This is a genomic window from Candidatus Bathyarchaeota archaeon (assembly GCA_029882535.1).
Classification (GTDB): Archaea; Thermoproteota; Bathyarchaeia; order Bathyarchaeales; family SOJC01; genus JAOUKM01.
Genome location: JAOUKM010000008.1, coordinates 1 through 19,764 on the forward strand (window position 1 = coordinate 1; position 19,764 = coordinate 19,764).

Below are 19,764 nucleotides of genomic sequence, written 5' to 3' on the forward strand. Positions count from 1 at the left end.
TATTTTGGGCGGGTGTTTGAAGGCATAAGCAGATATGCTCAGTATCGCTCCTGCTTCTTCTCTTTCAAGAGCAACCTTAACCGCCCTTATAATATCTAAAAGGACAGAACCAGCATTCGGGCCGTCAACCGTGCACAGTCGCAGTTCAATTTCCATTGGTGCCTTTCCAAAGTATAATCCTTTGAGCCACATGTAGCTGTCTCTTCTGTTCTGTAGAAAATCTACATAATCCGTCGTCCCAGCCACAACCGAAGCCTCATAAGGCAAAGCCGACTCCACCGTCCTCGTCTTCACAACCCGCTTAGTCTCCCGACTCCTCTCCAATGTATCCAACGACTCCGTCCCCCCACCCACATCAAGCTGATAAGTCTGGGAAATACGAACACCTTGCGCCGAAAGCAACCTCATCAACGTCTTATGCAACGTAGTAGCACCCACCTGATCAATCAAATCATCACCTGCAACAGGCAAACCCGCATCCTCAAACCGCCCCGCCCAAGCCACATCACTGGCAATACCTACAGGAGTTACATTAACAAACGCACAACCCGCCCGAAGCGCCTGCTCCGCATACCACCGCGAAGCCCTCACCGCACCACTTGGAAGAAGATTAACAACAATTTCCGCATCGCTCTCCTTCAACACTTGTGCTACATCTATATCTGGGGAAGAATCGACTTTCACGACGTCTTTCAGATACTTACCCACACCATCCAAGACCTGCCCCTTCTGAACAGAAACGCCTAATTCGGGAACCTGAGCAAACTTCAAAGTGTTGTTCGGCTCAGCAAAAATAGCCTTCGACAAATCTCTTCCAACCTTTCGAGCGTCAATGTCAAAAGCTGAAACAACCTCGATGTCCCGCGGATGATAACCACCAAGAACTAACCGCCTCAGCCCAACAACGTCTTCCGCATTGTCGGAATCTTTATAATAATGTAGACCTTGGACAAACCCTGAAGCACAATTTCCAACACCAGCCAATGCAATTTTAATCTTCGTCATTCAAATGTCACCAGCCACGCTTATGAGATACACTGTTCTATTCAAAACTCTTTCGAACCCCAAAGACATCTCCAAAAGCCCATCCGCCATCTGTACGCGTACTAAGACTTATTAAAACGGCAATTGCACAGTTAATTCCGGGAACAAATCATGCCAAAGAAGAAAAGTTGGTCTGAAAAACTACACGACAGCAAAGACCTGCCAAGAGTAGAAAAAATCACAGACAAAATGAGCAAAAGATGGGGCACGGGAACAGTAGTCATCCCGGCGCCGATAGAAGTCGACGAAATGATGAGAAAAGTACCCAAAGAAAAACTCATAACCATAAACCAAATCCGCACCACTCTGGCCAAGAAACACGGAGCAACTATTGGCTGCTCTTTAACCACAGGAATCTTCGCAAGAATTGCAGCTGAAGCCGCCAAAGAAGAAAGAGAAAAGGGTGGAAAAGATATTACACCTTATTGGCGCACCCTAAAAGCAGGTGGAGTCATAAATCCGAAATATCCTGGCGGAGCAGAAGGACAAAAGACACTGCTAGAAAAAGAAGGACACAAAGTAATCCAGAAAGGTAAAAAACATGTTGTCGTAGACTACGAAAAGGCATTGGCAAAACTATAAGCATTCAAGCTTTCTAGCTATACGCCAATAAACCGAACGTCACCGTACCCTTGAACTGCTACACCCTCACTCTTTCGTGGCAGTATGTTAATTTTTTCGATTTTGCAAGTACCCGCAATGTCTTCAGAAGACTTAGCTAGCGTTTCAGCGTTTTCTTTGGTTCCGGCGTAGACTCTTAATTCTTTAATTGGGGCGTTCAGCGGCATTCTCTTCCTCGCCTTCTCTCTTCTAATTTCACCTATCACTGCCACGAGCAAGTCGCCTTTCTCTATAGTGTTCACATCGATTTTTTCCTTTTTCACATGGGGCCACGGTGACAAGTGTATGCTTTTATGCTTCATGTCTTCGGCGAACATGGTTTGATAAATTTCTTCCGTGATGTGAGGAGCGATTGGGGCAAACAGTTGGAGAAGGCGGTAAAGAGCAGTGTAAAGCGTATATTGGGCAGCTTCGCGTTTTTCTGTGCCGTACACTTCACCCTTGTAAAGCCTATGCTTTGCCGCTTCTAGGTAGTTGTCACAGAGGTCACGCCAAGCAAAGTTTCTAATATCCTCCAAAGCTATGTTGAATTGACACTTCTCCAACGCCTCAGTAATCCTCAACGTGGCCTGATTCATCCTTTCCAGAAGCCACCTGTCTAAAAGAGCCAGTTTTGAAGCATTTGCAGGTTTGTAGTCTTTCAATAGGAGACTGGCGAAGCGAGAGGCATTCCACAATTTTATGAGAAAACGCCATCCATATTCTACGTCTGGCCAACGGAAAGGTATATCTGAACCTGTGGTGCCGCCGCCTGCTGCCCACTGTCTGCTTGTGTCTGCACCATACTTTTTGAACACTTCTGGAGTGGCAATGTAGTTGCCGAGGCTTTTACTCATTTTGCGCCCATCACTGCCGAGAACCATACCGTTGATAAGACAAGCCTTGTAGGGTGTCTTGTTGAAGAGGGCGAGGTGGCGCACCATGAGGTAGTAAGCCCATGTGCGGATAATGTCAGTACCTGAGGCGTGGAGATTTGCTGGAAAAAGTCTTCGCCACTCCTTTTCAGATTTATCTGGCCATCCTGCGTGTACAGCGCAGGTTATTGAAGAGTCCATCCAAGTGTCGAACACGTCTCTTTCAGAAATGAATTTTTCGCAGCCACATTTTGGGCATTTTTTGATTTTTGGATTTTCCTGTTTTGGGTCTATTGGAGGCCAAGTTTCCTCTGCTAATATCATTTCGCCGCATTTTTGGCAGTACCATATAGGAATCGGGGTGCCAAAGACTCGTTGGCGGCTGATGACCCAGTTCCAGTCCAGTGATTTTGCCCAGTCGATGAGGCGAGTTTTCATGTATTCCGGATACCATTTGAGGGTGTCGGCAGTTTTTTCCACGTGGTCTGTTAGTTGTCGGGTTTTCATGAACCACTGCTTCGTTTCTAAGATTTCGATGGGAGTGTCGCAGCGGTCGCAGAGACCTATTTCTTGTTGGATAGGCTCGGTCTTAACCAGCAAGCCTTGTTTTTCAAGGTCTTCAGCTACGGCTTTTTTTGCTTCTTGAACTGTTAAGCCTTCATATTTGCCTGTGTTTTGGTTCATTTTTCCATCTTTGGTTAGGGTTGTGATTCTAGGAAGCTTGTGTTTGGCGACAGTCTTTACGTCTGCTTTGTCGCCATAGGTGCATATCATGACTACGCCTGTGCCGAATTTTGGGTCTACCATGTTGTCTGTGATTATTTTGACGGTGCGATTTGTAGTTGGGACGTGGATGTTCTTGCCTACGTATTGTTTGTAGCGTTTGTCTTTTGGGTTGACGGCGACGGTGACGCAGGCGGGTATGAGTTCGGGGCGTGTGGTGGCGATGGTTAGATAGCAGCTTTTTTCTAGTGAGAATCTGATGTAATAAAGAGTGCCTTGTCGTGCTTCGTAGTTTACTTCAGCGTCTGCTATGGCAGTTTCGCAGCTGGGACACCAATTTACGGGGTGTGTGCCTTGGTAGATGTAGCCCTTCTTGTAGAGCAGTATGAAGCTTAGCTGAGTACGACGCCAGTAGTCCGGGTTCATGGTTTTGTATTCGGTTGTCCAGTCGTTGCTACAGCCAAGCTGTTTTATGGCGGTTTTCATGACGTTTATGTATTTGTCTACGAACTCCTTGCAGAGATTGATGAATTCGGATGTGGGAGTTTCAGACTTTCTAACGCCGTATTCTTTTTCGGCTCTTCTTTCGATTTGCAAGCCGTGGCAGTCCCAGCCTTGAGGAAAGTAAACGTTAAAGCCTTGCATGCGCTTGTAGCGGGCGACAATATCAAAATAAGTCCAGTTGAGAACATTGCCCATGTGGAATTCCCCACTGGGATAAGGCGGTGGGGTGTCGATGCTGAAGGTGGGCTTAGAGTGGTCGTTCCAGTCAAAGTGGTAAATGCCTAGCTCTTCCCATTTACGTTGCCACTTTTCTTCAGTAGCGAGGAAATCGATTTTTTTAGGCAGGGGCTTCATAGTATAAACTTCCAGTAAACGCATAGTCTTTTATGCAGATAGGCAAGGGAGATAAATAACCATTATCATTCTGCCGCGATGTGTACACTAAAAGCATAAAAGGGTATAGTGGCGTCAAAATTGTCGGGGAGTGGCTGTTATGTTTAGAAGCGAAAAGACTCTGGTTTTTTGGCTAGGTTTGATAATTCTTGGTATTGCGATTATTTTGTTATTCTGGGCTCTCTCTGGTATCCGTCTGTGATTTATCATTCCTATTCTTGGGCTACTTCTCCAGCTTAGCAGAATTTTGTGCCAATAATCTTTGGGAGTGTAGTTTTTTGCTCATCGGGTTTTATATTATGATGTCAGGTGTGAAGAAGGAAGAGATGAAGAGTTAGGTTTATTCTTTTGCAATTGTGTATTGACGCCCTCTGGTGTTTATTTTGCCTTTTTCGAAAAGTCTTTTCAGGGTTCTAAAGATGGTTTTTTCTGGTTTATCGAGTTTTTGGGCAATTTCAGCTAAAGTTAGAGGTTCCGGCGAGTTTTGTAAGATTTCTAGGACGGGTCTGTCAAGCTTACCCAACAAACAACACCACACATACAAGAGTTTTTTTATATTTTCCGTCTCAATTTCTATTTATAACTTATCCAATACCCCTTATAATTTTAAGAGAAACCGCTTTGAAATTTTCAATAATTGTGAAACTCTCAGCAAAAGTGTCTCTCACATATTTGGCTTCTATTATCCACCTATTTGGACCTTTTTAGAATCTAAAGAGTCTAGGAGGCACATGAATGCACAGCGCAAACTATTTCTTGAAATTTTTAAGTTTCCTCTTCACTAGCTTACTTACAAACTCAGCTTTTGCTCTTCCTCTCACCCGCCTCATCACCAAACCCATAAGAACACCAAAAGCCTTCTCCCCACGCTCTACCAAAAGACTTCGATTCTCTTCAATTAAGCTGTTAACAATTTTTTCAAGTTTACTTCGCGAAAGCATACCCAAACCAAGAGCATCAACCGCCCCCGCCACATCTGCATCCTCGTGCTTCGACAACCAAACAATTATATCCGAAACCGCCTCCTTCGCAACCTCTCCCAAACCCACCAAACGGAACAACTCCAAAAACTGCTCATCAGACACTTTTCCAATTTCCGCATTTTCACGTCTCAAAGCCTTCAACATCTCAGTCAAAACAACAGCAACCATCGTAGGCGAAACTCTACCATTACTAACAGCCTCTTCGAAAAGTTGGCTAAACTCAGAATCAAGAACTTGCTTCGACAACTTCTCGTTCAACCCATAATCCTGCATCAGACGCTGCATCTTCCTCTCTGGCAACTCAGGCAAACACTTACGCAAACTTTCAACATAGCCCCGTGAAATCTGGATGGGAGGCACATCAGTTTCAGGATACATGCGAGCAGCGCCAGGTCTAGGCCGCATATAACGAGTTGACCCGTCTGGTTTTGCAGCGCGAGTTTCCTGCGGTACCTTCTTCAAAGCTTCTTTTGCCCGTTCGTTCACCGCTTTTAAAGCATCAGACGCATTTCCCAAAACGTCCGCAACAAAAACCACAGCATCGCCCTGCTCTGCATTCATAACGTGCTTCAACGTGTCAACCTCTTCTGCAGTGATTCCGTAGGCAGGCAACTCGTCTGTGTGAAAGATGCCGCCGACACGCCCCCAAAACCGAGCTCTATCCGCCATCTCAGTGCCCAACCTAACATCAGGCGTTAATTCCTTCTTCAAGAGATTTTCAAATTTCTGTAATTTGACAGCGAGAACTTGCTTGCCTCGTTCTAGAGCAGCACGAATAACCTTGCACTTAGTCTTTGCAAAAACATGTGTAACGTTCACAAACACGTTTTTAACGTCTTTTTCTTTAACGCCTCGTTTCGTTAACTCTTCTTTTATTTTTAGGAGATTAAGCTGCCGCTGAACCTCGTTCTCAACAACTAAAGAAACAAGCTCAAGCTCCTGCACTCCCTTAATCTCCACGAGAGCACCATCACGAATTGAAACGTTCAAGTCTTGCCGTATGGTGCCTAAGCCCCTTTTCACCTTGCCTGTTGCTCGCAGAATCCGCCCAATAGCCAAAGCAACCTCTTCTGCTTCTTGTGGCGTATAGATAACTGGAGCGGTTGCAACCTCCACAAGGGGAATGCAAAGGCGATCAATACGATATTTGACAATGATGCTGTTTTTGCCCATTTTTCGAGCTGCGTCTTCTTCGAGACTCATATGTTGAATTGGAACGGTCTTCTCCTTGGTTTCAACTTTACCGTTAAAAGCTACTACACAAGTGCGCTGGAAGCCCGTGGTGTTTGAGCCATCGATGACTGTTTTTCGCATGACATGAATTTCGTCAACAGGCTTAGACTCCAGCATAAGCGAAATGATAAGCGCTGTTTCTAACGCTTCGCGATTTAAATTATGAGGCGGTTCTTCATCCATCTCCACCAAACACGCCGTGTCTTTATTAGCTTCGTATAGTATTTTGACGCCTTTTTGAAACTCGAAAAAAGCAGCGGGGTCAATTTGTCCTAGCTCGCTTTGTGTTGGGCGCAGTCTACGTAAGAAGGTGATTTCTGGTTCTTCCTTGAAAAGCTCTGTCTTGCAACTGCAAAAGAGTTTCTTTTCGGTGTTTAATTGCTGGTGTATTTCTAAGCCTACTTTTAAGCCTATTTTCTTATAATCTATAGTCACCAATCATCTTCCTCCTTTGGCTCTTTTCAAGAACTGTTCGGTCTGAGAATTCGTTGGCAATGTTTTTTGTGAGGAGTTTCTTTGCTTCCTCAACATCCTTTGTTTGCCCCAACACCCACATCATTTTTACAAGCGCCGTTTCAGGCAACATATCTCCAAATGGGATTACGCCGATTTCCTGAAGGTCTCTACCCGTGTCGTAAACGTTCATGTTTACTCGTCCCCAGATGCATTGGGAGGTCATGCCGACTATGATGTTCTGTGAAACTGCTTTTTTTATGGCAGAGAAACAGTAGTTACCTATATGCCCCAAACCTGTTCCTTCTAAAATGATGCCTTTGAAACCGTTGTCAACATACCAGTCGATAATTCCTGCGTCCATGCTGGGATAGAATTTTGCAAGGGCAACTTTTTTGTCGAACAAGGTTTTCACCATCAACTTTCGTTTACTGTCTCGTTCATTGTAAACTTCGGTTAGCATTCTGACTTTGCCATCTTCAAGTTCAGCCAACGGCTCCACGTTTACAGACTTGAAAGCATCACGACGGCTAGTGTGACACTTTCTCACCTTGGTTCCCCGATGAAAGACAATCGCTTTGTCAGAAACTGTATCATGCATGGCGACAGCAACTTCTGCAAAAGGCGCGTTTGCTGCAGCTTTTACGGCTCCAATTAGGTTAGTTGCGGCGTCTGAGCTCGGTCTGTCAGCGGAGCGTTGAGAGCCGACTAGAATTACTGGCACGGGCAAGTCTTGTAGTGCAAAGCTTAGCGCAGCTGCGGTATAGCCCATTGTGTCAGTTCCATGCGCCACAACCACTCCGGCAACGCCGTTTTCAATGTGGTTGGCAACGTGTTTTGCGGTTTTTGTCCAGTGTTTGGGCGTTATGTTTTCGCTGAATACGCTGGAGAGGATTTCTGTTTCTATTATGGCTATGTCGGAAAGTTCTGGGACAACGCTGTAGAGGTCGTTTGCTGTGAGTGCGGGTCTTACTCCGCCTGTTCTGTAGTCTACTCTGCTTGCAATTGTGCCTCCCGTGCTGAGAATGGTTACTCTGGGAAGTTTTGATTTTTGTTTAGGTAGAGGCGGCGTTGAAAACGTAGGTTTTGCTCCCGTTCCGATTTTTTCAATCTTTGTTTCGTGAGTTACTTGGATTCCAACGTTGTAGCCGTTTCTCAGCTTAATCACTATATGTTTGTCATCGCCAGATTCTGACCTTGGAATAAGCACACCTTCATATGTTTCTCCATCCTTCAAAACACGAATAATATCTCCAATTTCCGCTCTGGCTTCTTTCAACATTCCAAGAACTTTGCCTTTGTAACCCGGAAACTTTTCACTCAACTCTTTTGCCTCTTCAACATTTTAGACATGTAGGGACCGTCGTATTTGTAGCCGAAACGCATGTAGTACCTTTTTGTTCCTAAGGCGCTTATAACTACAACTTTTCGCCTACCATACTCTTCCTTTGAGATTCGTTCCGCCTCAGAAAGTAAGACAGCGCCGTAACCCTTGTGCTGCCACGCTCTAGCAATGCGCTTCCCGATCGGAACAAGATAGCCATACACGTGAAGCTCACGCACAATCGAAGAAGGCTCGGACAGTATTTCGGGTCGATGAGGATTTTCGGAAGGTATGCGCAGTCGCAGATACCCTATGAGAACGTCGTTAACAGGGTCTTCGGCAGAAATAAACACGTTAACTCCTTCTGAGGCTTTCTCTCTCACCGAAAGAATTTGCACATTTTCAGGGTCAGGTTTAACTTTGTCTCTGAGCCATCGGTGCCCCACCTCGCGACACCTTATACAACGACACCTCACACCCTCCTGTTCCAGCCTCTTCAAAACAAGTTGCCTAAGGTTACTCTTCTTAACTCCCGCCTCAACCAAATAGGCTGGGATGTCCCGCTGAATCCGCATAATACGAACCCACGGAGGAACAAGCTTCTTTACCTCAGCAATAAGTCTAACAGCTTCTTCTGTGGAGTAGGGAGTGTATTTACCATTCCTCCACCACTCATAAGCCCTGGTGCCTTTCAAAACAAGACATGGATAAATCTTGATCATATCAGGCTTGAAATCCGAGTCAGCAAAAACCGTTTTGAATCCTTCCAAGTCTCTCTCAAAACCTGACCCTGGCAACCCGGGCATGAGGTGATAAAGCACCTTCAAACCCGCGTCTTTTAGCATGCGTGTGGCTTCAACTACGTCTTTGACTGTGTGGCCTCGTTTAACATGGCGATAGATGTCGTCGTAAACGTTCTGCACTCCAACCTCCACACGAGTTACGCCCATGGACAGCATGTGGTCTATTTGCTTTCTTTTAGCCCAGTCGGGGCGGGTTTCGACAGTGATGCCTACATTGCGAATCTTGCTAGTCTCGGCAAGCCTTTTAGTCTCTTCAAGGCTCTCTGTTTCAGTCCCTATTAGTGCGTCTAAGCATCCTTTAACAAAACCTTCCTGATAATCTGTAGGCGTGTTTGGGAACGTGCCGCCCATAACTATCAGTTCCACCTTGTCAACTACGTGGCCAATCGCTTTCAGTTGTTTTATGCGGCTCCTAACCTGCATGTAAGGGTCGTACTGGTTCTGTATTCCTCGCATAGCCGCTGGCTCATAACCCGTATAACTCTGCGGAACTCCTTGAGAAGGGCCTCCTGGACAATAGGCGCACGGAGCATCATGAGGACATGGCCACGGCTTTGTCATTGCTGCAATTATTGTGACGCCGGAGATGGTGCGTGTGGCTTTCCTTTTCAGCACGGACAATAGTTTCCGTTTTTCATGGGGGTTTAGGCATTGTATTAGTTCTGAGTTGGGAGTAACACATGCCAAGCCTTGCTTGCCTGCAACTTTTACCTTGGCTATGTTAACGTCTTCTTTTGTGGGTTTGGGAATCTTCATTAGGGATTCGATGATTTCGCGGCAGACTTCTCGGTTCATGATAGTCTCATCTAACTATGCATCGGTGCTTTAAAATAAGGATGTAGTCGCCGAGTTACTGCTTTCTGGTGTAAACGGTGTTGCCGCCGACTATTGTCATCTCTACCTTTATATTCTTAATTTGTTTGGGTGCAGTTTTGTAAGGGTCTTGGGAGAGCACCACAAAGTCGGCAAGTTTACCTTTCTCTATCGAACCCTTGATGTCTTCTTCGAAGGAGCCGTAGGCAGCATTTATGGTGTAAAGTCGTAAAGCTTCTTCGACGGTTAACTGTTCTTGTGGAAACGTTTTTCTTGCAACCGCAGCGTAAACGCCTAAGATTGGGCTGATGGGTTCTACTGGAGCGTCAGAGCCCCCCATATTCATTATTCCTTCTTTAAAGAGACTTTTGAACGCATAAGCCCATCTAGCTCTAGCTTTTCCCAAACGATCTACTATCCAAAAATCCGAAACCACAAAGTGAGGCTGCACAGACGCAATGACGCCGATTTCTCTCATTTTCTTTATTAGCCGCGGATTAAGAACAGAAACGTGTTCCAGTCTGTGACGGTGATTTTCTTTCGGCACCTTCCCAAGCTCTTTCTCCAAGATTTTCAGCACCACTTCAACTGTTTTGTCGCCTATGGCGTGGATGGCTAGCTGCAAATTGGCTTCATGCGCTTTTTCCACAAATTTCTCCAGCTGTTTTTGTGAATAAAGCATCATTCCTTCAGTTTCTGGCGTGTCATTGTAAGGTTGTTTTAGTGCTGCCGTTCTTGCTCCTAGAGAGCCGTCTGCCAATATTTTGATGCTGCCAACTTTAATTTTGTCGCCTCCAAAGCCTGTTGATAAACCCAACTCGACAAGGTTGTCAAGAAATTCGACTGGTATCAACACGTAGATACGTAGTGGAAGCATGTTGCGACTATTTAATTTTTGAAGCACATGCAATTCACTTGCTGAGCTTATTATCCAATGAGCGGTGGTTATACCTTCTTCAACCATTCTCTGACAAGCCAACAAACATATGCTCGTAAGGTTTTTCTCACTAGACTCAGGTAAAACCTTGTAAATAAGGTTACGAGCGTTCTCTTGCAGAATACCATTCAGCTCACCAGTTTTTGGGTCTTTGTCTATACATCCACCTTCGGGCGGTTCTGTCTGCTCCGTGATTCCAGCGAGTCTCATAGCTTTTGAGTTAACCACACCAAGGTGTCCGCATACGCGTAGCAAAAAAACTGGGTGGCGAGGTGCTGCTTGATCTAGGTCAAAACGTGAAGGATATCGATGTTCAATGAGCTTGTCTTGATCCCATCCTCTGCCAATTATCCACTTACCCACAGCGGTTTTCTTAGTCCATTGCTTGACTTTTCGCTGGATTTCCTTTATTGATTTTACGTTACGTAGATTAATTTGAGATAAGACCCGCCCCAGTGACGCGCCATGCACGTGTGCATCAACGAAGCCTGGAACGACTGTCTTGCCCTTAAGGTCTATTCTCTTGGTGTTTTCCTCAGCATAAGAAAGAATTTGCCTGTTAGTGCCGACTGTGACAAATTTGCCATTTTTTATTGCTACTGCTTGGGCTTTTGGCTGTGCAGAATTCATAGTGACTATATTGCCATTTACAAGAACCAAGTCAGCGTATAGCATAGACGAGAAGTATTAGGCTGCACCGTTAAAAGACTTGTCAGTAACGCCTTTTTCCCCAATTCTGCCCAGCTTTTCGTTGCAGAATTATACGTTTTTCATAGTTTCGTCTTGCTCGCCTTCGGGGAACAGCACTTTTCTTGGGAGTGGGCTGTATTTTAGGGGTTTGACTACGCACTTTACCCGCTTTTGAAAGCGACCCGTGAGTTGGCATTTTCGCTAATCATATCTCCTTTACTGCTGAAAAACTATCGTATAGGCTCTTTTAAGCATTTCCTAGTCTCTTCTGAACCGTCTTTTAACTTCGTTTATTCTCGAGCCAACCACGCTTATTTTTGCTTCATCCATCTCACCGAAGCCCTTTTCGTATGCACGTTTGATGTGATATATTTCGGTGGGGTTTATGCCTATCACTCGACAGGCAGTTGCATCCACTGCTACTACATCCTTGCCAGCGATCAACAAATTCATCTTAACTGGCGTTCCAGAAGTAGGACCAGGCCCTTCAAGGGCATAAAATCCATCGATTATCGTGAATTCTGGTTGTAACACCGCGTTTATGTCTACCACAACTTTATTCATGTTTTTGAGATGATACTTGAACTTCATCTTTTCTGGCAAGAGACCGAATATGTTCTTCATCCCGAGAGACACGCCTGTAACACTGTGGGTTTTCAATTTTGCAGCATTAATTACAGCTGAATCCACAACTATTCGCGGCACTTTAATCTCCTTAAGCGTCTCAGCGTTTGGAATCAGCAACTTAACCCTGTCTTTCTCTCTTCTCAAATTGAGAAATACTACTTCGTTCTTGTCGCACACTTCCTTCACTCCTGTGATTTCACAGGCCTTATTTGCATTTGTCATGCTAGCATCAGATTCTACAACAAAGACTTGGTCGAAAACTTCTAAGGCTTTATGGATTAAACCCTCTACCACTATAGGGTCAGTTGTTACGCCTGTTTCGTAAGTTTTGGTTGAAATAAAATTTACCTTTATCAAAGCTCTACTATAGTCTTCTGCTATTTCCTCGAGTCCGCCAACAAGCTCAACAGCTTCATAAACTGTTTTTGGTTCTCTTGGACCCTTGACGAGAGCTACTTCAACCATAGAGAAATCACATCGGTAAAGTCTTCACTGTATTTCATCAACGTATTCTCGGAAGATCTCTCCAAAAGCTCTACAAAAGTATTTACAAGCATTTAGCATTCCTTTTTCGCCTTTTTTGGTAAGATGATAAGTTGTCTTTCTCCCCTTGATACTTGACCTCACTAAGTCCCGTTTTTCCAGCTCTTTCAGAGCGGGATATATCGTTCCTGGATTAGGTTTGCTGCCCCTTCTCCTACCTATTTCGGCTGCAATTTCTTGTCCATACATGGATTTCTTTGAAAGCAACCAGAGTATGTAAAAAGAAAGCATTCCTCTCATGTCACAGCATTCTGGAGGTTCGACGTTACAACATTTTTCAGGGTTCATTGAGAATATTATTGGGCGTCCAATACATTTAAATATTCCCCCCCGACGCTATTATCGGTCATCCAATAATAAGAGGTTCATAAATTGAAAGCAGATCACAATGAGAAGGAAATCAAAGATTTCGTTAAAAAGCGCTACTCAAAACTAGCAAAAAGAGGGTGCTCCTGTAGCGGAAACGTGCCAACATGTTGTACAGATGTGAAAGGCAGTTATGCTCAAAAGATCGGATATAAAGATGAAGAGCTAAAAGATTTGCCAGACACCGTACTCAGCACTGTGGCAGGCTGCGGAAATCCAACAGCGCTTGCCGATCTTAAGGAAGGGGAAACGGTTTTAGACCTTGGCTCCGGAGGAGGCATCGATGCTTTCCTTGCAGCAAAGAAAGTTGGCGCCGCTGGAAAAGTTATTGGAGTGGACATGACAGAAGACATGATAAAGCTCGCAAACGAAAACAAGAAAAAAATGAACACAAAAAACGTGGAATTCCGCTTAAGCGAAATCGAGGATCTGACAGTTGAAGACAACTCGGTTGACGTTATAATCAGCAACTGTGTAATCAACCTTTCACCAAACAAGGATAAGGTCTTCAAGGAAGTCTTTAGAGTATTAAAGCCGGGGGGACGGATGCTAGTCTCTGATATAGTAACACAAGGCGAATTACCCGATGAAATTCGCAAAGACCCTGAAATGTGGGCGGGATGTATAGCCGGCGCGTTAGAGGAAGAAGAATATCTTCAAAAAATTAGTAATGCCGGTTTCAGGAACATTCACTTAGTGTCAAAACAAGATTTTATGGGCCTTGCCAGTAGCATTAAAGTCAAAGCCAATAAACCGCTCAATTAAGGAGCAGCCTGGAAAAGACAGTTTACGCTTTGAACCATTTAAATATTAAATACTGAATCTTTTCTGTTCCAAGCTCTGGCACTGCAACGATGAATCTTTTTCTCACTGTTGTGGCAAGTCTTCCAGCCTTTACAATGTCAGTCGCCGTCATGTCCTCTTCATTCTTCTTTACTGACACCATATAAGGCGCATGTTCAATTCCAGGTCCATGCTTGTAAACGGCAAAGTCGCATCCATACTTGATGCCGGGAGTAACAATAAAGCCACTTCCTCTTAAGTCGCGGTAAACCGCATATTTTGAGTCAAACTCGTCGTACAGTTTGCGAGCTCTTCGCTTAAGCTCCTTCAACCTCACCTTCTTATTTTTCGGGCCTTCCTCCACCTCTATGATTTTGTTTTCGACTAGATATAGTCCTTCCATGAGGTCTAGGATTAGTGGAACGTTGAACTCGGCTATTTTTGGCTTGGGTATTCCTAAAGGCTTGCCGTAATATCCCATCTTATAAAGTTCTGAACTCTGCGCTGAATCCCAGACAACAAGAAAATTTTCGATAAATTCCACCGTAATATGCTTACTCATTGTGATCTCAGCTTTGTTATATGGCGAAGGACAATATACGTGCAGCGTCCGAGGCATCCTCAGCCTTATCCGCTGCGTTTTCAAGAAGTTGCGTTATGTCTCTTAAAAGCAGCATTGCCTGAATCTCTAGATTGCTATTTATTATTTTGATTTCCAACTCTCGGTAGATATCGTCTACTACACGTTCTGCAGTTTCAACCTCTCTGGCTTTCTCCAAAGTCTTCTCAGAACCGTAAGAAAGTGTTATAGCGGTTTCTCTAAGTTTTATCACAGTGTCCAGTGTGGCTTCTGCAAGCTTTACGAGGTCCCGCTTTATGTCTTTCGGCACCTTCCATCCGCGTTCCATAATGGAAAGCAGCCAGAACGCTAAACCTTCGCAGAAATCTGAGATTTCGCTTGCTAAGTTGGTGAAGCGTAGAAAATCTTCTCTGTTTATAAGTATGGCACCTATTTGGGCAAGTTCTTTAGAAACAATTCGTCTCGCTTTGTCCACTTCTTCTTCGGTTTTTCTTATCTCGGCGAAAACCTGTCTCGCGGTGTCTTTGTCGTCGGCGGCGAAGCAGTCAACCATTTGGGGAACTTTACGTGTAATCTCCAGCACCTTCCGTAGATGATCTTGGCAAACGCTAAGTGCTCTTCGCTTTACACGCTCTTCTGTTTCAACCGGAAGAACCAATTGTCTCGCCCCGGAAAATGCCTTGCAGGCACCACCATAGAATGTGTGAATACACTAAAAAAGCTAACGAAACTTGCCAGCGTTTTTTATAGGCTTTTTCCAATATCTTCAAAATCTTTTTTGTGACTGAAATAAGCGTGTAAACTTTTGGGCAAATTTTCTATTTTTGTGCGAACTTGTTTCCATGAGTCGCGGTCTCGTATAGTTATGGTGTCGTCCTTTAATGTTTGATAGTCAACCGTGACGCAGAGTGGTGTACCAACTTCATCGGCTCGAGCGTAGCGTCTTCCAATGGAACCAGCTTCGTCAAGTTCCACCGTAAAGCCTTCCTTCAGCAACATCTTGTGTAGCCTTCTCGCTTTTTCTGTCAACCCGTCTTTAGTGACTAAAGGATACACTCCAACTTGTACAGGCGCAAGTTCTCTTGGAAGCCTCAGAAGCGTTCTGTCCTCTCGCTTATCATAGGCATATTCTAAAGCCACATATACAAGTCTGTCTATTCCAAAGCTCGGCTCAACAACATGGGGGACGAATCGTCTCCCAGTTTCTTCTATGTCTTTGCGGACAATTTTGACGTGTTCGGGCAAAATTTTAAACGACTCCGCCGTATAGTACCCGTTTTCTTTCAGCGATTTTTCAACTTCTTCAATGTCGGCTTTCGAAAGCAGAGCCACCACTTTTGAAGCTTCTTTTTTGAATGCTGGCCCAATCTTAGCCAAGACAGGTTCGACAACAACCTTTTCTGTTATTGTGGGTTTGTTGTATTCTTTGAAAACTTGCATGTCCATGCCGCTATGTTTCATATGCTGTTTTAAGTCGTAGTCTGTGCGGTAGTTGAAGCCTGAAACTTCTGTCCATCCCCAGCGGTCTAAGTAGATTTCCTGATCATAACCCTGCTCGGAATAGTGAGCTCTTTCCCACTCCAGTTTTTCCGCAAAACGTTGCTTATCATCTGGAATTCCAAGCTCGTTTAGGAAGTGTTTAGCCAAGACCATGAAGTATGCTTGCCACTCTGTTTTAATGTATCCCTTCTGCAGGGCTTCTTTGACCGTTACTTGCACCGCTTTTTTAGCATCCTTCCGTTTCAACACCGTTGGGATAAGATGTAGAGTTTCTTTTTCAACCTCCTTCAGCATGGGGCATTGAGGTTCTTTCGGGTCAAAAAAGAATTCGATGTCGGCAATTGTGAACTCCCTTTGTCTGATGAGACCTTGTCTAGGCGAGATTTCGTTTCTCAAGGCATGGCCAATTTGAACCACACCTAAGGGCAACCTCTCTCTTGCAGTCTCGTAGAGGCGTTTAAACTCAACGAAAACGCCTTGTGCCGCCTCGGGTCTGCAGTAGCCAACAGCGTCGGAGTAAGGTCCAATTGTTGTAGTAAACATGGTCATGAAGTATTTGGGCTCGCCTAACTCGCCACTACATTCGGGGCATATTATGTCGTGCTTTTTTATTTCTGCGGCTATTTCTTGAAGACTAAGTTTTTCGGTTTGTGTGTCGCTCATTTTGGTTTGTTCTTGAAGTAGATGGTCGGCGCGAAACTTTTTCTTACATTTTGAGCATTCTACCATGGGTTCTTGGAAGGCTTTCACGTGGCCAGACGCTTCAAACACTTTCGCCGGCGTTACAATGGACGATTCTATTTCGAGGATGTCGAGGGGTTTGATGAAGAAATCTCTGAATTTCGCTTCAATTCTTTGTTTAAGCAGTGAGCCTAGGGGTCCGTAGGTGTAGAAGCCGCTGACGCCGCCGTAGATTTCGTAGGAAGGCCAAAAGAAGCCTCGGCGCCTAGCAAGTTCGCTGACAATTTCGTACTTGTCGGGTTTCTGCAATAAGCTTCAACTCCCCTTTAGCCGTTATTATCACAGCTTTTAGTGTGTTTCTTTATAATAAAGCAAACGTAAGCTGTTGGAAAACTTCAGGTTATTTTCTCGATTTCTTTTTCAAGCCTAGCTGTCATGTCAAATTCCTTCTTCATTTCCCTCTTCAAATGCGCAATTGTCTTAGTTGGAGTCGGGTCAACGCCTCTCAGCAACGCCAAATATATGCTCACAAAATCACCCATATACATGGCTGAAAGCATTTTCGCCAGCTTCTGCTTGCCAACTGCCCGGATTTCCAGAATCCTGCAAACTTTTTTGGACGCAATTTGCTTTGTTACCTCAATTCTCTGCTTGATTTCCCGTGGCTCTTTCGAGTCTCGGATGACTAGTATAGAGAAGGCTTTTGTGAGGTTTCTCGGCGCCTCCCACCCAACAACTTCATTGTGATTAAGCTCCGAAAACACGTCGAATTTGCTTGGAACCTTGCTGTTTTCGTTGAATTGACATTTTAGGCGTCGCGCTACCGCATTGTATTGTCTAAATCCGTAAACTATCGGAACTGTGTCTCCTATTTCTAAGGCAAGTTTTTTCGCCATGTTGTTTTTCAGAGGGGTTCGAAGCGCATTTTCTTCGCTGATTTTCTGCAAAACACGCAAAGTTTCTTCAATTTCCTCGTTTGCTTTTTTGGCGACACATAATTTTTTCATCAGCACCACAAGTGGAAAGAATAGGTAGGCGATTGCAGCACGTGGAGCAGGGGAATCTGAAGGTATGAGTATATGTGGGATTTTTAGTTTTTGTGAGAATGTTTGAAGGTGGCCGCCAGAGGACACTGTTAAAACCATGCAGCGTCGCTTTATTGCTTCTAGGAAGGCGCTTAGGGTTTCTTCTGTTTCTCCCGAGTAACTCACCGCGACGATAAGGCTGTTTTCGTTGGCGTATGCGGGTAGGACGTAATCTCTGCAAACTTCAATGGGAATTGACGCTCTGTCATACAGCCAGTTTTTTAGTAGTTCTCCGCCTATGGCTGAGCCGCCCATTCCAGCGACAATGACGTTCTTGGGTGATTTGTAGCTGATAGGTATTTCTACTTTTTCAGCTCGTTTGACTGCGTCTCTGCAGAAATCTGGAGTTTTCTCGCACGCTCCAAGCATGTTGCTCTTGTCAATTGCCTTAACCTTATCTGGCTGATCTAAAACTGTGAGTTTTTGCATTCACTCATCAACTTACCGTATTTTCTGCGTTTAAGCTTTTAAAAGCAGGTAGCTTTAAAATATGGCTAACGTAAAAAGGCTACGTTTCTATTCTATAAAAATGGAGAACATAAGAATTGGTCCTTAATCGTGAGATGTCAATAGCAATCCCCGCCTCAATTGTTTCTGACATTCCACACCTCAGAGAAAAAACTTTGAAAATCGGAATGGTAGGGAGAACCTCTGCAATTTTTGACGTAGAAGAAGTTATCGTTTTTCCAGACACTCCGAAGCGAAACCAGAGTCGAGAGATTGACCTCATCGCCACAATTCTTTCTTACATGGAGACGCCGCAGTACTTACGGAAGCGACTGTTCAAAATAAAGCCTGAACTAAGATATGCTGGTGTGCTGCCGCCTCTTCGTACACCGCACCACCCTCTACAAAATCGCGTGAAAGACTTGGAAGATGGCAAATATCGCGAAGGCGCAATTGTATCCCACACTAAAGATGGGGCTCTTGTGGATGTAGGTGTCGAACGACACGCGTTGATAAGAGGCAAGAAAATTCCGATTAATACTCGTGTCACGGTAAAGATAAGGAAGGCTAGAAAGCTGTTGGAGGCAGAGGTTGCGAGCCACAGCGAAATTGTGGAGTATTGGGGGTATCGAGTAACTCGTTCACGCTTGACGTTTGGAAAGCTTTTGAAGAAACGTGGTTTCGATTTAGTTATAGCAACTTCGAAGTATGGAAAGCCTTTCATGGAGACTTCGAAAGAGATAGTAAACTGTTGGAAAACTTCTAAAAAAATTCTTGTGGCTTTCGGTGCGCCCACAAAAGGGTTGTACGAAATTGTCAAGCAAGAAAACTTGAACTTGGATGATGTTGCCGATTTTGTAGTAAACACAATTCCCTGTCAAAGAGTTGAGACGGTGCGCACCGAGGAAGCGTTGGTTGTGACTTTGGGGATTCTTAACTTGATGGTTGCTAAAGGTTAAAATTTCACACATGCCATATAGTGGCGTATGCTGTTCGACATAGTGCTTCCATCGGTCATTAGCGTGGTCACGGTAGCTATAGTTTTGTTGTATGCTAAGTTTGAAGCTAAGATAAAGCTGCTTTTTAAAGAAGAAAAAGAGTTTCAGATTCGTGACGCTGTGTTTCTTGTCATTGGCATGAGTGTTATGGTTACAGCTATCGTGTTTATTCCTCAGCAAGCCATCCTAGTTTTGTTTTTGGCGGCTTACTCCTTCGTCTTATTTCTCTTTACTTACATCGCCCTAGAGAAATGGTACTTTGCAGTTTTACCATCCATCGCTTTTGTGGCACTCTACTTTCTCTCTTGGAACATCATTTTGCTTAACGCATTTGCACTGCTCTTCGCCATATTTATTTCAATTTATTTGGGTGGTCTCTTTTCGTGGAAAACTGTCTTAGTTTTTGCTGGGTTGATTACTGTTATGGATGTTATCCAAGTTTTTGGAACAGGGTTTATGGGCTCTGCTGCAGGCAAATTTGTTGAGCTTGGGCTGCCGGTGCTAATACAAGTTCCCACGTTTCCTGTTGATAGCTGGATTGGCTTGGGGTTGGGAGACATATTTTTGGGTGGTTTACTTGCCATTCAGACTACGCAGAAGTATGATAGGAAAGCAGGAGTTATATCTGCGGTATCGGTAGGCTTTGCTTTTCTTCTCTTCGAAATCATCATGTTGAATTACGAGTTCGCTGGCTATTTTCCCGCCACTCTTGTGGTAGTCGGAGGGTGGCTTCTGGGTTTGGGTGTGTACCGCATTATCAAGTAAAAAAATCGCTTCGT

At 44.5% G+C, this 19,764-nt stretch carries 18 protein-coding genes; 4 read left to right on the plus strand and 14 right to left on the minus strand.

The genetic code is table 11. The features are described 5' to 3' along the window. Nucleotides 1–1,005, minus strand: a 1,005-nt coding sequence (locus OEX01_03605; GenBank protein MDH5448072.1) for an inositol-3-phosphate synthase, incomplete at its 3' end; no start/stop codon positions are given. A 150-nt stretch (nt 1,006–1,155) separates the two neighbouring features. Here OEX01_03605 and OEX01_03610 point away from each other — a divergent pair. After that, entirely contained in the window at nt 1,156–1,626 is a 471-nt protein-coding gene (locus OEX01_03610) for an MGMT family protein (GenBank protein MDH5448073.1), read from the plus strand. Between the two features lie 17 nt (nt 1,627–1,643). On the opposite strand, the gene OEX01_03615 is transcribed toward OEX01_03610, so the two are convergent. From OEX01_03615 to OEX01_03655, 9 genes are all read right to left on the minus strand, one after another. Further along, complete coding sequence (locus OEX01_03615) at nt 1,644–4,100, minus strand: valine--tRNA ligase (protein MDH5448074.1); 2,457 nt, start codon at nt 4,098–4,100, stop codon at nt 1,644–1,646. A gap of 379 nt (nt 4,101–4,479) precedes the next feature. Continuing rightward, nucleotides 4,480–4,662 (minus strand): winged helix-turn-helix transcriptional regulator, encoded by a 183-nt coding sequence (locus OEX01_03620; protein MDH5448075.1) that lies wholly within the window; start codon nt 4,660–4,662, stop codon nt 4,480–4,482. Nucleotides 4,663–4,888: 226 nt separating this feature from the next. After that, nucleotides 4,889–6,790 carry a Glu-tRNA(Gln) amidotransferase subunit GatE gene (gene gatE / locus OEX01_03625; GenBank protein ID MDH5448076.1) on the minus strand — a complete coding sequence of 634 codons (1,902 nt, stop codon included), beginning with the start codon at nt 6,788–6,790 and terminating at the stop codon, nt 4,889–4,891. Continuing rightward, a complete protein-coding gene (gene gatD, locus OEX01_03630) occupies nt 6,774–8,090 on the minus strand; it encodes a Glu-tRNA(Gln) amidotransferase subunit GatD (protein MDH5448077.1) in 1,317 nt (438 codons plus the stop codon). The genes gatE and gatD overlap by 17 nt, the downstream gene beginning before the upstream one ends. Before the next feature lie 38 nt (nt 8,091–8,128). Further along, nucleotides 8,129–9,730 carry a tRNA uridine(34) 5-carboxymethylaminomethyl modification radical SAM/GNAT enzyme Elp3 gene (locus OEX01_03635; GenBank protein ID MDH5448078.1) on the minus strand — a complete coding sequence of 534 codons (1,602 nt, stop codon included), beginning with the start codon at nt 9,728–9,730 and terminating at the stop codon, nt 8,129–8,131. A 55-nt stretch (nt 9,731–9,785) separates the two neighbouring features. Then, the gene (locus tag OEX01_03640; protein ID MDH5448079.1) at nt 9,786–11,360 is read right to left on the minus strand and encodes an amidohydrolase; all 1,575 of its coding nucleotides are present in this window, start codon (nt 11,358–11,360) and stop codon (nt 9,786–9,788) included. Nucleotides 11,361–11,397: 37 nt separating this feature from the next. After that, on the minus strand, nt 11,398–11,571 hold the full coding sequence (locus OEX01_03645) for a 30S ribosomal protein S30e (GenBank protein MDH5448080.1): 174 nt from the start codon (nt 11,569–11,571) through the stop codon (nt 11,398–11,400). A gap of 62 nt (nt 11,572–11,633) precedes the next feature. Beyond that, a complete protein-coding gene (locus OEX01_03650; GenBank protein ID MDH5448081.1) occupies nt 11,634–12,467 on the minus strand; it encodes a DUF362 domain-containing protein in 834 nt (277 codons plus the stop codon). 24 nt (nt 12,468–12,491) lie between these two features. Beyond that, on the minus strand, nt 12,492–12,833 hold the full coding sequence (locus OEX01_03655; GenBank protein MDH5448082.1) for a PadR family transcriptional regulator: 342 nt from the start codon (nt 12,831–12,833) through the stop codon (nt 12,492–12,494). 84 nt (nt 12,834–12,917) lie between these two features. Here OEX01_03655 and arsM point away from each other — a divergent pair, with 84 nt between their 5' ends. Next, nucleotides 12,918–13,676, plus strand: coding sequence for an arsenite methyltransferase (gene arsM, locus OEX01_03660; GenBank protein ID MDH5448083.1), 759 nt, complete (start codon nt 12,918–12,920; stop codon nt 13,674–13,676). 22 nt (nt 13,677–13,698) lie between these two features. On the opposite strand, the gene endA is transcribed toward arsM, so the two are convergent. The 4 genes from endA to OEX01_03680 form a co-directional block, all read right to left on the minus strand. After that, nucleotides 13,699–14,256 (minus strand): tRNA-intron lyase, encoded by a 558-nt coding sequence (gene endA / locus OEX01_03665; GenBank protein ID MDH5448084.1) that lies wholly within the window; start codon nt 14,254–14,256, stop codon nt 13,699–13,701. Between the two features lie 16 nt (nt 14,257–14,272). Then, nucleotides 14,273–14,932, minus strand: a complete 660-nt coding sequence (locus OEX01_03670; GenBank protein MDH5448085.1) for a DUF47 family protein — start codon at nt 14,930–14,932, stop codon at nt 14,273–14,275. 86 nt (nt 14,933–15,018) lie between these two features. Continuing rightward, nucleotides 15,019–16,764, minus strand: coding sequence for a glycine--tRNA ligase (gene glyS, locus OEX01_03675; GenBank protein ID MDH5448086.1), 1,746 nt, complete (start codon nt 16,762–16,764; stop codon nt 15,019–15,021). A gap of 86 nt (nt 16,765–16,850) precedes the next feature. After that, the gene (locus tag OEX01_03680) at nt 16,851–17,969 is read right to left on the minus strand and encodes a bifunctional phosphoglucose/phosphomannose isomerase (GenBank protein ID MDH5448087.1); all 1,119 of its coding nucleotides are present in this window, start codon (nt 17,967–17,969) and stop codon (nt 16,851–16,853) included. 116 nt (nt 17,970–18,085) lie between these two features. Between OEX01_03680 and OEX01_03685 the strand changes: the two genes are divergently transcribed. Together OEX01_03685 and OEX01_03690 are read left to right on the plus strand one after the other, a co-directional pair. Continuing rightward, nucleotides 18,086–18,946: an RNA methyltransferase gene (locus tag OEX01_03685; protein MDH5448088.1), complete on the plus strand. Its 861-nt coding sequence runs from the start codon at nt 18,086–18,088 to the stop codon at nt 18,944–18,946. A 27-nt stretch (nt 18,947–18,973) separates the two neighbouring features. Beyond that, nucleotides 18,974–19,750 carry a hypothetical protein gene (locus OEX01_03690; GenBank protein MDH5448089.1) on the plus strand — a complete coding sequence of 259 codons (777 nt, stop codon included), beginning with the start codon at nt 18,974–18,976 and terminating at the stop codon, nt 19,748–19,750. Nucleotides 19,751–19,764 lie beyond the last annotated feature (14 nt).

What these genes read in the sequence shown, in the direction of transcription:
- OEX01_03610 (MDH5448073.1), top strand. Translation starts at nt 1,156, where the DNA reads ATGCCAAAGAAGAAAAGTTGGTCTGAAAAACTACACGACAGCAAAGAC.
- OEX01_03615 (MDH5448074.1), bottom strand. Translation starts at nt 4,100, where the DNA reads ATGAAGCCCCTGCCTAAAAAAATCGATTTCCTCGCTACTGAAGAAAAG.
- gatD (MDH5448077.1), bottom strand. Translation starts at nt 8,090, where the DNA reads ATGTTGAAAGAAGCCAGAGCGGAAATTGGAGATATTATTCGTGTTTTG.
- OEX01_03635 (MDH5448078.1), bottom strand. Translation starts at nt 9,730, where the DNA reads ATGAACCGAGAAGTCTGCCGCGAAATCATCGAATCCCTAATGAAGATT.
- OEX01_03640 (MDH5448079.1), bottom strand. Translation starts at nt 11,360, where the DNA reads ATGCTATACGCTGACTTGGTTCTTGTAAATGGCAATATAGTCACTATG.
- OEX01_03645 (MDH5448080.1), bottom strand. Translation starts at nt 11,571, where the DNA reads ATGCCAACTCACGGGTCGCTTTCAAAAGCGGGTAAAGTGCGTAGTCAA.
- OEX01_03650 (MDH5448081.1), bottom strand. Translation starts at nt 12,467, where the DNA reads ATGGTTGAAGTAGCTCTCGTCAAGGGTCCAAGAGAACCAAAAACAGTT.
- OEX01_03655 (MDH5448082.1), bottom strand. Translation starts at nt 12,833, where the DNA reads ATGAACCCTGAAAAATGTTGTAACGTCGAACCTCCAGAATGCTGTGAC.
- endA (MDH5448084.1), bottom strand. Translation starts at nt 14,256, where the DNA reads ATGAGTAAGCATATTACGGTGGAATTTATCGAAAATTTTCTTGTTGTC.
- OEX01_03680 (MDH5448087.1), bottom strand. Translation starts at nt 17,969, where the DNA reads ATGCAAAAACTCACAGTTTTAGATCAGCCAGATAAGGTTAAGGCAATT.
- OEX01_03690 (MDH5448089.1), top strand. Translation starts at nt 18,974, where the DNA reads ATGCTGTTCGACATAGTGCTTCCATCGGTCATTAGCGTGGTCACGGTA.